The following is a 12,771-nucleotide window of genomic DNA, read 5'->3' as shown; positions in this document are numbered from 1 at the left end:
CCCGACCGCCCCCACGGGCGGGGGCTTCACCCCCACCCGCGGTCGGAGGCTACTCTTCTCAAAAGGTTCACGCCTCGGTGATAAAAACCTCAACCCCAAGCCCGCGCAGCACGTCCCAGTAGGTCGGGAAGGTCTTGGACACACAGTAGGGATCTTCGATCCGCACGCCTTTGACCATTATCGCGGCCAAAGCAAAGCACATGGCGATGCGGTGGTCGGCATGGCTGTCGATAAGCCCGTCGCTCACATGGCTGGCCAACGCCGGATCGCCATGCACGATCAGGTCGTCACCTTCGACCGAGGCCAAACCTTCACGTACTTGCAACAGGCCCTTGTGCACTGCGTCGATCCGGTCGCATTCCTTGACCCGCAGGTTCTCGATCCCGGTAAAGCGCACGGGCGTTTCATTGAACGCCGCCAGAACGGCAAGGGTCGGGATGGCGTCCTGCATCTGTGAACCGTCTATTTCCGCAGGCATATGCGGAAAGGCGGCGATCATGTCATAAGCTTTGGCGTCGGGCTGGTTCATGTCTCCGGGGGCCGTACCGATGTCGATGCTTCCACCGGTCAGCTTCTCTGCAGCCCATAGGTAGGTCGCGGCACTTGCGTCGGGTTCGACATGGTAATCGGCAGCGCAGTAGCCACCGGGTTCGACGATGATCTGGTTTTCGGACGGGAACTCCACCGTCGCCCCAAAGGCGCGCATGACGGCGGCGGTGATGTGCAGATAGCCAACGGCGCCGATCTTGCCACCGCCGATGGTGATGCGGGTCTCAGCGTCGCCCATCGCGGCGAGCATCATAATGGCCGAGATATATTGGCTGGAGAGCTTGCCGCTGACTTCGATCTCACCGCTCTGGAAACTGCCGGTGCCTTTGACTGTGACAGGCGGGCAACCGGTCTCGGAGGTGGCGTCAACGCCCATCGCCTGCAACGTGTCGAGCAGGGGCGCGATGGGGCGTTTCTGCATGTGCTCGTCGCCGGTGACGATGGTGGTGCCGTTCACCAGTGCCACAGCGGCAGTCAGGAAACGGGTCGCAGTGCCTGCATTGCCAAGGAATAGAGGTTCGGACGCTGGGTGAAGGGTGCCAGAGCCTGTGACTTCGACCGTGGTCTCGTCGATCTCGGTGATGCCCACACCCATCTGCCGGAGAGCGGTCATCATGTAATGCGTGTCGTCGCTGCGCAGGATGCCGGTCAAGCGGCTGGTGCCGCGTGCCAAAGCCGCCACCAGAAGCGCGCGGTTGGTCACGGATTTGGAGCCGGGCAGGGTAACGCGGCCCACCAGCGGCTGGGTCACAGGGGTGATCTGGGCGATGGGCAAGGGCATCAAGGATCTCCGGTCGGAATGTCAGATGCGGGTTTACGGGTTTTGCCGCGCGTCGCAATGCGAAAGTCGCGGCTCCGGGGTGGTGTTGGCGAGGTCAACGACTCATTGACTGATCCAGTATTTCGATTATTCGTGAAATATGGAAATAAGAATCGCAACACAACTGTCCACGCTCGGCCACCCCCAACGGCTCGCCATCTTTCGCATGCTCATGCGCCGGATGCCGGACCGGGTTCCAGCGGGCGAAATCGCGGACGCGCTGGACGTCAAGCCGTCCACACTGTCGGCCTATCTGTCGAACCTGCTGGACGCCGGATTGCTGATCCAGACGCGGGTCGGGACATCGCTTCGTTACAGTGTGAACGTAACAAACGTGCAGGGGATGCTGGATTTCCTGCTGCTCGATTGTTGTCGGGGCAGACCCGATATGTGCAGCCCTCTGGCGGCCAGTTTTGGACAAGGAGCAATCGATATGTCTCTGAAAAAGTTCAATGTTCTCTTCATCTGCACCGGTAATTCCGCGCGGTCGATCTTTGCGGAAACGATCCTGCGGGACATGGCCGGGGATCGGTTCGAGGTCTATTCCGCAGGCACGAAACCCTATTCGGAATTGAACGCGATGGCATTGGATGTGCTGCGCAAGAAGGGCCATGAGATCTCGGGCTTGCGCGCCAAGAACGTGCAGGAGTTCATGGCCGAGGGCGCGCCGAGGTTCGATTTCGTCTTCACGGTCTGCGATCAGGCCGCGAACGAAGATTGCCCGGCATGGTCGGGCCAGCCGATCAGCGCTCATTGGGGCATGGTCGATCCGGTCAAGGCAACCGGGTCAGACGCCGAGCGCAGCCTCGCGTTTCAGGCGGCATATGGCGCGCTGCGCAACCGGATCAGCGCCTTTACCGCGTTGCCCATGAACACGCTTGACCGGATTTCGCTGCAGAAAGCGGTCGATGACATTGGACAGATGACCGAAGAGGACACCTCCGCATGACCACCTACGCGCTGAACGGGCTTGGCCGCATTGGCAAGCTTGCCCTGAAACCCTTGTTGGAGCAGGGGGCGAAGATCGCGTGGATCAATGACGCGGTGGGCGATCCCGAGATGCATGCGCATCTCTTCGAGTTCGACACGGTGCATGGGCGTTGGCAGGCAGAGTTTGCACATGACGCGGACAGCATCACCATCGACGGTGTGCGTCTGCCGTTTGTCGGGACAAAGGACCTGTCTGCGCTGCCGATGGACGGTGTGGATGTGGTGATCGACTGCACCGGCGTTTTCAAAACCGAGGCGAAGATCGCGCCCTATTTTCAAATGGGCGCGAAGAAAGTCGTGGTCTCGGCTCCGGTCAAGGACGGGCCGACAGCGAACATCGTCTATGGTGTGAACGACGACATCTATGATGCTGAAACACATGATATTGTCACCGCGGCCAGTTGTACAACCAACTGCTTGGCCCCGGTTGTGAAGGTGTTGCATGAGAGCATTGGGATAAGCCATGGAACAATCACGACAATCCACGATGTGACAAATACGCAAACCATCGTGGATCGCCCCGCCAAAGACCTGCGCCGCGCGCGGTCGGCTTTGAATTCGCTGATCCCGACAACCACCGGCAGTGCGACGGCGATCACGCTGATCTATCCGGAACTCAAGGGGCGGTTGAACGGCCACGCGGTGCGCGTTCCGTTGCTCAATGCGTCGCTGACCGATTGCGTGTTCGAGATGGAGCGCGCGACCACCGTGGAAGAGGTGAACGCGCTGTTCAAGGCGGCGGCCGAGGGGCCGCTCAAGGGTATTCTGGGCTACGAGGAACGCCCGCTTGTGTCGACCGACTATACCAATGACACGCGGTCGAGCATCGTTGATGCGCTGTCGACGATGGTCGTGAATGGCACGCAGGTGAAGGTCTACGCGTGGTACGACAACGAGATGGGCTATGCGCACCGGCTGGTGGATGTGGCGCTGATGGTGGGTGGTCGGTTGTGAGCAAACCCGAAGGCCTTTCCGCCTATATCGCCGTGACGGCGGCCTATTGGGCCTTCATGCTGACCGATGGCGCCTTGCGGATGCTGGTGTTGTTGCACTTTCACACGCTGGGCTTTTCGCCGATCCAGCTGGCCTATCTGTTCGTGCTCTACGAGATTGCAGGCATGGTCACCAACCTGAGCGCCGGGTGGATCGCGGCGCGGTTTGGATTGACCTCGACGCTGTATGCAGGGCTTGGATTGCAGGTGGTGGCGTTGCTGGCGCTGGCGCAGCTGGACCCGACATGGGCCATCACCGCCTCGGTCGCGTTTGTCATGTTCGTGCAGGGCGCGTCGGGTGTGGCCAAGGATCTGGCCAAGATGTCGTCCAAATCCGCGGTCAAACTGCTTGCGCCTAAGGAAGACGGCGGGCTGTTCCGCTGGGTCGCCATCCTGACCGGATCGAAGAATGCCGTTAAGGGTGTTGGGTTCCTGCTTGGGGCCGCGCTTTTGGCGACACTGGGCTTTGTCGCGGCGATCTATGCGATGGCGGCGGTGCTGGCGGTGATCCTGTTGGCGATCATCATCTTCATGCCGTCGGGCCTGCCGAAAGGGCGCAAAGGCGCGAAGTTCTCAGAGGTCTTTTCGAAATCCGCCAATGTGAACTGGTTGTCGGCGGCACGGGTGTTCCTGTTTGGGGCGCGGGACGTGTGGTTCGTGGTGGGCATCCCGATCTACTTCTACGCGGTGTTGTCGGATGGCACGACAGAGGGCAATCGGGCGGCCTTTTTCTTGATCGGGACGTTCATGGCCGTCTGGATCATCCTGTATGGTTTCGTGCAGGCGAACACGCCGAAGCTCTTGAAGGCCAAAGAGCGGAGTGAGGGCGCGCTGATCGCGGATGCGCGGAAATGGGCGTTCCTGCTGCTAACGGTGCCGGTTGCGCTGACAGCGGCGGCGGTTCTGGCACCCGAGCCGCAGACCTGGCTGACGGTGACCTTGGTGGTCGGGCTGCTCGTGTTCGGGGCACTGTTCGCCATCAATTCAGCGCTGCATTCCTACCTGATCCTTGCCTTCACGCAGAGTGAACGCGTCACGATGGATGTGGGCTTTTATTACATGGCCAATGCGGGCGGACGGTTGTTGGGCACGGTGCTGTCGGGTCTCAGCTATCAGGTCGGAGGACTGCCCTTGGTGCTGGGCACAGCGTCGGTGATGGTGGCCTTGGCCGCGTTGATTTCAGGACGGTTGCGCAGTGAAGCTGTGGCGCAGACCGCGTAGGCAGGAGCCCTCGACACGGGGCACAAAGACAGGCACTTCTTTGGGGACGTTCTGACCATAGGAGTGCCCATGACCGCCTTTGCCTTTGCCACAGCAGGAATGATCCGGTTCGGACGGGGGGAGGCGGTGACCGCGGTGCCGTCCTTGGTGGCGCTGGGCGCGCGGGTGCTTCTCGTGACGGGCGCGACGCCCCAGCGGGCGGCATGGCTCAAGAATACACTCGAGGCGGAAGGCGTTGCGGTGACGGTGTTCCCCGTCGCGAAAGAACCGGATGTGGCCCTGATCGAAAACGGCGTTGCTGCCGCGCGCGAGGCGCAGGTCGCGGCAGTGATCGCGATTGGCGGCGGCTCGGTTGTTGATGCGGGCAAGGCGATTGCAGCGCTGGCACCGGCCACGCGGCCAATGCTGGACCATCTGGAAGTGGTGGGCAAAGGTCTGCCGCTGGACGCCGCGCCATTGCCTTTTGCAGCCTTGCCAACAACCGCCGGGACCGGGGCCGAGGTGACCAGGAATGCGGTGATCGCCGTCCCCGAAGCACAGCGCAAGGTGAGCCTGCGCGACCCGCGCATGTTGCCGACACTGGCCATTGTCGATCCGGCGCTATCGGACAACTGCCCGCGCGGTGTGACCTTGGCATCAGGGCTGGACGCGGTCACGCAGGTGATCGAGCCCTATCTGTCCTCCAAAGCCAATCCGCTGACGGATGCGATCTGTCGGGATGCGATCCCCAAGGGCTTGGTGGCGATTAGGCAGATCATGGCGGGTGAAGACCCCGAGGCGCGGGATGCGCTGGCCTGGGTGAGCCTATGCGGTGGTCTGGCTTTGGCCAATGCGGGTTTGGGCGTTGTGCATGGTCTGGCTGGGCCGCTGGGCGGCCTGTCCAATGCGGCGCATGGAGCGATTTGCGGTGCGCTTCTGCCGCATGGGATACGGGCCAATGCCAAGGCAGGCGATACTCCGGTGCTGGCGGCACGGATCGCCGAGGTGCAAGGCTGGATCGCACAGGCTTTGGGCGGTGCGCCAGACGACGCGTTTGACACGCTGCATGATTGGTCGCGCGAAGCCGGGTTGCCGGGGCTGAATGCGCAGGGGATCACCGATGCGGCGCGGGCAAAGGCGGCCAAGGACGCGGTCAGCTCATCCTCGATGAAGGCGAACCCTGTGGCATTGAGCGAGGCGCAGCTTTTGGATCTGATGGAACGCGCCAGATAAGGCTTCGTCAGGTCAGGCGATGGCGTAAAGCTCGACCTGAACGCTGCTTTGGTTGCGTGCGCCGACGCCGACAAAGAGCGTGCGATTGACCCAGGCATAGCGTTCGTCGCCGGTTTCCAACCGTGCATGGGTGCGCATGTAATAAGATGCCGGGTCAACGGTTTCGCCTCGGGCGACGGCCTCCAACACCTTTTTCGGACCATGGCGGTAGCCATAGTTGAGGATCTCGATGGTCGCGCCATCGTCTGTTTCCATTGCGTAGCGCGTGTCCAACTCGGCCAGTCCGTCGGCGAATATGGTTTGCCAATCCGCCCCCACATTCAGGATGCGACCGGACAGGCGCGGGCCTGTAACGGTGCCACCCACAATCGGAATGATCCGACGCGCCCCTGCGCGGCCAGCCCCCATTTCGCGGATCGGGTCAAGGGTCACCTGCAAGGTGCAGACGTGATCAAGTTTGGGCTGTGGCAGTATCATGGATACCCTTTCGCAACTAAACTGTTTACTAGATTAACAATATGCGATACGCATCGCTTGGACAACAGGAGATGACAGATGGCATCGCTGCGCAAGACTGACCGTCACGCCGAGGACGAAACCCTTGGCGAAACACCCGATCTTGAAGAGTTCATCGGCTACAACCTCAAACGCGCCTACGTGATCGTGCAGGCGGATTTCCGTCGCGCGCTGGGCGAGGACGGGTTTGCGCCGCGTGTGTTCTCGGCGCTGTCTCTGGTGGTGCAATACCCGAACGTCACCCAAAGCGGGCTGGCGCGGATGCTCGGGATCGAAAGGTCGGGGCTTGTCGCCATCGTAGACGAATTGGAAGGGCGCGGTTTGCTCAAGCGGACCAACGTGCCGGGGGACCGACGGGTTCAGGCTTTGGTGCCGACGCAGAAGGGCAAGACTGTGTATGCCGAAGCGCGGGCCACTGTGCGGGCGCACGAGGAACAGTTGCTGTCGAACCTGAGCACCGACGAAAAAGCGACGCTGATGGCGTTATTGGCCAAGATCAGGGCAAACGGGGAATGAGCATGCAGGATTGGGCAGGTTGCGGAGCCATCGTCACAGGTGGGGCGTCCGGTCTTGGCGCGGCCACAGCGCGACGCTTGGCCGAAGACGGGTTGAAGGTCGTGTTGTTCGACATGAACGCGGATTTGGCGGCAGAGCACGCCGCCGCCATTGGTGGCACATTTGCCCATGTCGATGTCAGCGATCCGGCCTCTGTGGTTGCGGGGCTCGACATTGCGGTTGCCGCATTTGGCGTGCCGCGGGTTCTGGTCAATTGCGCGGGGATCGGCGGGGCCGCAAAGACCGTGTCGCGCGGGCAGGCCCATGATCCGGCGCTGTTCGAACGCACCATTCGCGTGAACCTGATGGGCAGTTTCAATTGCGCCAGCCAGGTCGCCGCACAGATGGTTGCGGCAGCACCCATGGGCGCGGACGGCGCGCGGGGGGTGATCGTGAACACCGCCTCGGTCGCGGCGTTTGACGGGCAGGTGGGGCAATTGGCCTATGCGGCCTCCAAGGGGGGGATAGTGTCGATGACCCTGCCGATGGCGCGGGATCTGGCGGACAAGGGTGTTCGTGTCTGCACCGTGGCACCGGGCCTGTTCCTGACGCCGCTGCTGCACGAATTGCCGGACGAGGTTCAGGCGTCGCTGGGCGCGCAGGTGCCGTTCCCGTCAAGGCTGGGCGATCCAACGGAATACGCCGCGCTGGTGTCGCACATCACGCAAAACCCGATGCTCAATGGCGAAGTGATCCGCCTCGATGGCGCGATCCGGATGGCGCCTCGGTAACGGTTTCCAAGGGGAGGGGACCATGAATATCAAAGCAGACCTGATTGACAGCGATTTCTGGCAACCGGAATTCGAGGTCGAAACCCGCAACGATGGCACGATCCTGATGCGCCAGAAGGGCGACCTGACCGGATATCTGCCGACCTTGGCGGATTATCTCGACAAATGGGCCGACCAGACGCCGGATCAGACATGGATCGCGCGGCGTGGTGCGGACGGCGCATGGGTGCGGATCACTTATGGTGATGCCCGTCAGCAGGCCCGCCACATCGGGGGCGCTTTGCTTGCGTTGGGGCTTGGGCCGGATCGGCCCCTGTTGATCCTGTCCGAGAACAGCCTTGAACATGCGCTTTTGGGTGCGGCCTGTTTCTATGTCGGCATTCCCTATGCGCCCGTGTCCCCGGCCTATTCGCTTGTATCCAAAGACCACGGGAAATTGCGCGATATCGCAGCGGTGCTGAACCCAGGGGCTGTCTTTGCCGACAAGGCCAGCGCCTTTGCACCGGCATTGGACGCCATCGCCGCCGACGGCCGTCACGTTTTGGCGGTTCAGGATGCGGTCGAGGGCGCGGTGTTGTTCGAGGACTTGCTGAACGGTGATGCGGCCTTGGCCGACACAGCCCGGCTTGAGGTCAACGAAGACAATGTGGTGAAGTACCTGTTCACCTCGGGATCAACCGGATCGCCCAAGGCGGTGATCAACACCAACGGGATGATCTGCGCGATGGAGGCGATGGTGCGGGATTGCTATCGCTTCCTGACCAAGACGCCTCCCGTGGTGCTGGATTGGGCTCCGTGGAACCATACGGCGGCCGGCAACAAGGTGTCGTATCTCGTGCTGACCAATGGCGGCACCTATTACATCGACGATGGCAAACCCGCGCCCGGCAAGTTCGACGAGACGCTGCGCAATCTGCGGGACGTGTCCTGCACGTGGTATTTCAACGTCCCTATCGGCTGGGAAATGCTGGTTGATCAGCTTGAACAGGATGCAGAGCTGGCCCAGACTTTCTTCAAGGATCTCAAGATGATGTTCTATGCCGGGGCAGGCATGGCGCAGCATACCTGGGACCGGTTGCGCGCCATCGGACGCAAGACAACCGGACGCGAGGTCCTGCTGTCCACCAGCCTTGGCGCGACCGAGACCGCGCCTTTTGCGCTGTCCTGCACCGAGGTTCAGGAGAAGTCTGGCAATGTCGGCGTTCCCTCGCGCGGGCTGCTGATGAAGCTGGTGCCGAATGGTGGCAAGTTGGAGCTGCGCCTGAAAGGGCCAACCATCACGCCGGGCTATTATGGTGACCCCGAAAAGACCCGGTCGGCTTTTGACGAGGAAGGGTATTACTGCATGGGTGACGCGCTGCGTCCGGCTGATCCTGACGATCTGAGCAAAGGCTTTTTCTTCGACGGGCGCGTGGCCGAGAATTTCAAGCTGAACACCGGCACATGGGTTGCCGTAGGCTCGGTGCGCGCGTCGTTGGTGGATGCGATGGACGGGTTGATCCGGGACGCGGTGATCACTGGCGAAAACGAAGCCGAACTGGGCGCTTTGGTGCTGCTGTCAGAGCAAGCGGCCAAGATGGACAAGGCAGGTTTGACGGCAGCCTTGACCGAGAAGCTGACGCAGGCCGCCAAGGCCGCAACCGGATCGGCCAGCCGGGTGCAGCGCATCCTTGTGCTCAACGAGACACCGAGTTTCGACCGGGGGGAAATCACCGAAAAAGGGTCTTTGAACCAGCGGGCGATGCGCACGAATTTCGCGGACGCTGTGCGCGAGCTGCATTCGGGTGGCCCCGGAGTGATCTCGGTCTAGACGCGCCTTTCAGTCGGGGCGACCCACGGGTGTAAGGCTGGTGAAGGCCTTACCCGTGACCGCCTCGTACTCCGTTTCGTCCCAGAACCCGATGAGAATGCCGGATTCCGCCGCGATCTTCTGGCGGGCCAGCACTTGCGGTGTTGCGGTGATCCTTGTGTGATGCCGCGTGGCCCAGTCGAGAAGGGCAGCCTCCATCCGGCGGCGCACTTCTTGGTGTTCCGGTAGGTCTGACGCGCCAAGGTCCGTCAGTTCCTTGGGGTCAGTTTCCAGATCGAACAGCACGGGTCGGAAGGTTTCGCAGCGGATGTATTTCCAGCGACCGTCAAAGATCATTGTTGTGTGGGCATCCTCCTGCGGCACATCCAGCGCCTTTGCCATTTCGGACCAGTGGTAATCATGTTCGCTGATCACGTAGCGGCGTGAAAAGCCGTCTGTTCCGTGCAGGATCGGCGTCAGGTCGCGGCCTTCGAGGATGTGGGGTTTGGGCGGTGCACCAAGGGCTGACAGGAAGGTCGGCGCAAGGTCGATCATCTCGACCAACGCATCCGACACGAGGCCGCGCGTGGCGTCCGCTTCGGGGCGCGGGTCATGCAGGATGAGCGGCACCTTGACTGCCACCTCGTGGTAGAAATCCTTGTCGCCCATCCAGTGGTCACCCATGTAATCGCCGTGATCCGACGTGACCGCGATGATGGTGTTCTGGCTCAGGCCGGTGTCGTCCATCCACTTGAACAGACGACCCAGATTGTCGTCCAACTGCTTGATAAGCCCCATATACGCCGGGATCACATGTTCACGCACGTGATCGCGGGCAAAGCTGCGGCAAACGCGGGCGTCTAGATAGGCGCGCATCAGCGGGTGGTCCGTCTGCTTTTCGCCCTCGGCGCGGATCGGGTCAACGATGTGCCGTTCGTCATACATGTCGTGGTAGGGGGCGGGCACGATATAGGGCCAATGCGGTTTGATATAGCTGAGGTGGCAGACCCACGGGCGGCCATCGGCCTGCGCCTCTTGCATGAAATCCATGGCCCGGTTGGTCATGTAGGCGGTTTCAGAGTGTTCTTCGGGGATATTGGCCGCAAGCCGCGAGTTCTTGAGCAACCACGCGGAAAGCAGTTCACCGTCGGGGTCCAGACCGGAATTGGCAAAATCCTCCCATGGGTTGTCCGAGGAGTAGCCAAGCGCCACGAGGTAATCGTCATAGGCCGACCAGTTCTGGCGCGCGCTGTCCGGGTGCAAACCGTCATCGCGCTCGAACGGTTCAAAGCCACATTCCGACCGGCGCACCCCGATTTCGCTTTTGGGATCGATGCCCAACCACGCCATGCCTTCGGCATCCGCGACCATGTGGGTCTTGCCCACGAGAACCGCACGCGCACCGATATCGCGCAGATGGTCGCCGAGCGTTGGTTCCCCTACGCGCAGGGGCATGCCGTTCCAGGTGGACCCATGGCTGCGCACGTAGCGGCCGGTATAGGCCGACATGCGCGAGGGGCCACAGACCGGAGATTGCACATAGGCGTTGGTGAAGCGCACGCCGCGCTGGGCGAGGGCGTCGATATGCGGGGTGTGCAGATGCGGGTGGCCGTAGCAGCTCAGGTAATCGAACCGCAGTTGGTCTGCCATGATCCACAGGACATTGGGACGGTCGGTCATTCTGCGCGGTCCTTGTGTAGCAGGTCTTCGATGGGTGTGTGCAGGAAGGCCTCCAACCTGTCCAGAAATCCGACGAAGGTCAGAATCTCGTCCTCGCTAAACACCTCGCGCAGAGCTTCGCGCCGCCGACGCATCACAGGCGCTGCGGTCTGATAGGCAGCTTGGCCTTTTTCCGTAAGTTCAACAATGGTTTGCCGCCCGTCGCGGCTGTCGCGGTGCATCACGACATAGCCCTTTTTGCGCATCTCTGGCAGCGCGCGGCTGAGCAAGGAATGGTCAGCCCTCTGAACCGTGGCAAGATCGCGGATCGTCATCGGGCCAGCTTCGGTCAGGTCCCACAGGGTGCGCCATTCGACAATCGAAAGACCACCGCCATGCTGCAGGCACCGCTGCCCTTGAGTGCGGGACGCGGAATAGACGGCGGGCAGACGCGAGAACAGGTTTGTGTCTTCGCGGGATTGGCGGGCGCGAATGCGGTCCTCGCTGATGCGTTCGGCAACATCTGACATGATCGTCCTCCCAATTCCCTGATAAAGACCGAAAAAAATATACGTGACAAGTCATATATTTTCTGCAAGCCTAATCCCAAGCCTTCGAGACTGGGGGCGCATGCCCGGGAGGTGGGCGTGATTCATTGGGAGGACATGACATGCTCAGGACGACGCTTTTGGGTGCGGCGATTGCGCTTGCGCCCTTGGCTGTTTCGGCACAGGCCACACTGACCGCTGAAACAACCACACCGGGATCGACCCCGCATTACATCGACACGACATTCGCCGCGATCCTCGAAAGCGCAGGGGTCGCGACGCTGCAGATCACCGAAGGCGCCACGCTGACGAACTCTGTGCAGGCTGTGGCAGAAGGGCAGTTGGACATGGCTCCGGCCCCGCTCATTCTGCCGTTCCTCCTGTCCCGTGGCATTGGCCCCTATAGCGGCGTCGGACCAGAGAAGGGTGCCGAACTGGCGGGCAACATTCGCGCGCTGTTCTTCAATGCCGGGTCTGCGCAGGTCCTCGGACATTACAACAGTGCCCCCATCGACGACATTCGCAATCTCGAAGGCAAGCGGATCTGGAACGGTCCGCCGCGCGGCGCGGCTCTGACCTCGGGGCGGGCCATGATCCAGTTGCTGTCTGGCCTGAAGGACGGTGAGGGCTACGAGGGTGTTCAGAACCAATGGCCGGACGCTGTTTCGACCATCACGGGCGGTGGCGCGGATGCGTGGACCATTCCCGAAGGTTTGCCATCGGGCCGCCAGATCGCCCTTGCTGCTGCAGGGGGCATCACAATCTATGACGTGCCGTCTGACCTGCTCAACAGCGAGTTGGGCCAGCAGATCGTCGCGGCACCGGGTCATGCCCCCTATTCCGTGCCGGTCGAAGAGTTCCGAAAAGCCTATGCGGGCAACGACATCACCGTTGTCACCGATGACGACACATTCGACAGCTTTGCGACCGCCTTTGCGCAGATCGTTTCGGCTGACATGGACGAAGAGCTGGCCTACCAACTGACAAAGGCGTTCCTTGAAGGCGAGGAGCGCTTTGTCACCAGTTCGCCGCGTGGGCCATATCTGGCGATGTCGTTCGGGGATGTTGACGGTGTCAGACAGGGGGCCTGCGGTGCTGTTCAGATGAAGATGCACCCCGGTGCGATCCGTGCCTTCGAAGACGCAGGTCACATGGTCGCGGATTGCCTGCGTCCCTGATCGCAGTCCGT

Annotated in this window: 12 protein-coding genes; 8 read left to right on the top strand and 4 right to left on the bottom strand. The window is 61.6% G+C overall.

The annotated features are described in order from the left end of the window. Window positions 1-67 precede the first annotated feature (67 nt). Window positions 68-1,330, bottom strand: coding sequence for a 3-phosphoshikimate 1-carboxyvinyltransferase (locus tag ACMVPR_RS10390; RefSeq protein ID WP_416882813.1), 1,263 nt, complete (start codon window positions 1,328-1,330; stop codon window positions 68-70). 139 nt (window positions 1,331-1,469) lie between these two features. Here ACMVPR_RS10390 and ACMVPR_RS10385 point away from each other — a divergent pair, with 139 nt between their 5' ends. The 4 genes from ACMVPR_RS10385 (at window position 1,470) to ACMVPR_RS10370 (ending at window position 5,784) form a co-directional block, all read left to right on the top strand. Next, window positions 1,470-2,318 (top strand): helix-turn-helix domain-containing protein, encoded by an 849-nt coding sequence (locus tag ACMVPR_RS10385; RefSeq protein ID WP_416882812.1) that lies wholly within the window; start codon window positions 1,470-1,472, stop codon window positions 2,316-2,318. Then, window positions 2,315-3,313 carry an ArsJ-associated glyceraldehyde-3-phosphate dehydrogenase gene (locus ACMVPR_RS10380; RefSeq protein WP_416882811.1) on the top strand — a complete coding sequence of 333 codons (999 nt, stop codon included), beginning with the start codon at window positions 2,315-2,317 and terminating at the stop codon, window positions 3,311-3,313. The genes ACMVPR_RS10385 and ACMVPR_RS10380 overlap by 4 nt, the downstream gene beginning before the upstream one ends. Further along, window positions 3,310-4,572 carry an organoarsenical effux MFS transporter ArsJ gene (gene arsJ / locus ACMVPR_RS10375; protein WP_416882810.1) on the top strand — a complete coding sequence of 421 codons (1,263 nt, stop codon included), beginning with the start codon at window positions 3,310-3,312 and terminating at the stop codon, window positions 4,570-4,572. Before ACMVPR_RS10380 ends, arsJ begins: the two co-directional genes overlap by 4 nt. 69 nt (window positions 4,573-4,641) lie before the next feature. Further along, entirely contained in the window at window positions 4,642-5,784 is a 1,143-nt protein-coding gene (locus tag ACMVPR_RS10370) for an iron-containing alcohol dehydrogenase (RefSeq protein WP_416882809.1), read from the top strand. A 12-nt stretch (window positions 5,785-5,796) separates the two neighbouring features. Here ACMVPR_RS10370 and ACMVPR_RS10365 read toward each other — a convergent pair whose 3' ends face one another. Then, window positions 5,797-6,261: a DUF3237 domain-containing protein gene (locus ACMVPR_RS10365; protein WP_416882808.1), complete on the bottom strand. Its 465-nt coding sequence runs from the start codon at window positions 6,259-6,261 to the stop codon at window positions 5,797-5,799. A gap of 78 nt (window positions 6,262-6,339) precedes the next feature. Between ACMVPR_RS10365 and ACMVPR_RS10360 the strand changes: the two genes are divergently transcribed. From ACMVPR_RS10360 to ACMVPR_RS10350, 3 genes are read left to right on the top strand one after another with little or no spacing between them, the layout of a single operon-like run. Further along, window positions 6,340-6,816, top strand: a complete 477-nt coding sequence (locus ACMVPR_RS10360) for a MarR family winged helix-turn-helix transcriptional regulator (protein WP_292266573.1) — start codon at window positions 6,340-6,342, stop codon at window positions 6,814-6,816. A gap of 2 nt (window positions 6,817-6,818) precedes the next feature. Then, a complete protein-coding gene (locus ACMVPR_RS10355; RefSeq protein ID WP_416882807.1) occupies window positions 6,819-7,586 on the top strand; it encodes an SDR family NAD(P)-dependent oxidoreductase in 768 nt (255 codons plus the stop codon). Window positions 7,587-7,608: 22 nt separating this feature from the next. Next, window positions 7,609-9,396 carry a feruloyl-CoA synthase gene (locus tag ACMVPR_RS10350; protein ID WP_416882806.1) on the top strand — a complete coding sequence of 596 codons (1,788 nt, stop codon included), beginning with the start codon at window positions 7,609-7,611 and terminating at the stop codon, window positions 9,394-9,396. A gap of 9 nt (window positions 9,397-9,405) precedes the next feature. On the opposite strand, the gene ACMVPR_RS10345 is transcribed toward ACMVPR_RS10350, so the two are convergent. Both ACMVPR_RS10345 and ACMVPR_RS10340 read right to left on the bottom strand, forming a co-directional pair. Continuing rightward, entirely contained in the window at window positions 9,406-11,055 is a 1,650-nt protein-coding gene (locus ACMVPR_RS10345; RefSeq protein ID WP_416882805.1) for a sulfatase-like hydrolase/transferase, read from the bottom strand. Then, window positions 11,052-11,564: a MarR family winged helix-turn-helix transcriptional regulator gene (locus ACMVPR_RS10340; protein ID WP_416882804.1), complete on the bottom strand. Its 513-nt coding sequence runs from the start codon at window positions 11,562-11,564 to the stop codon at window positions 11,052-11,054. Before ACMVPR_RS10340 ends, ACMVPR_RS10345 begins: the two co-directional genes overlap by 4 nt. Before the next feature lie 140 nt (window positions 11,565-11,704). On the opposite strand from ACMVPR_RS10340, the gene ACMVPR_RS10335 reads away from it, so the two are divergent. Further along, window positions 11,705-12,760, top strand: a complete 1,056-nt coding sequence (locus ACMVPR_RS10335; RefSeq protein ID WP_416882803.1) for a TAXI family TRAP transporter solute-binding subunit — start codon at window positions 11,705-11,707, stop codon at window positions 12,758-12,760. Window positions 12,761-12,771: the final 11 nt, after the last annotated feature.

This window comes from Marivita sp., from assembly GCF_048006345.1.
In the GTDB taxonomy this organism is placed as follows: Bacteria; Pseudomonadota; Alphaproteobacteria; order Rhodobacterales; family Rhodobacteraceae; genus Marivita.
The sequence above is the reverse complement of the archived record's forward strand: the minus strand, read 5'-3'. Positions and strand labels throughout refer to the sequence as shown.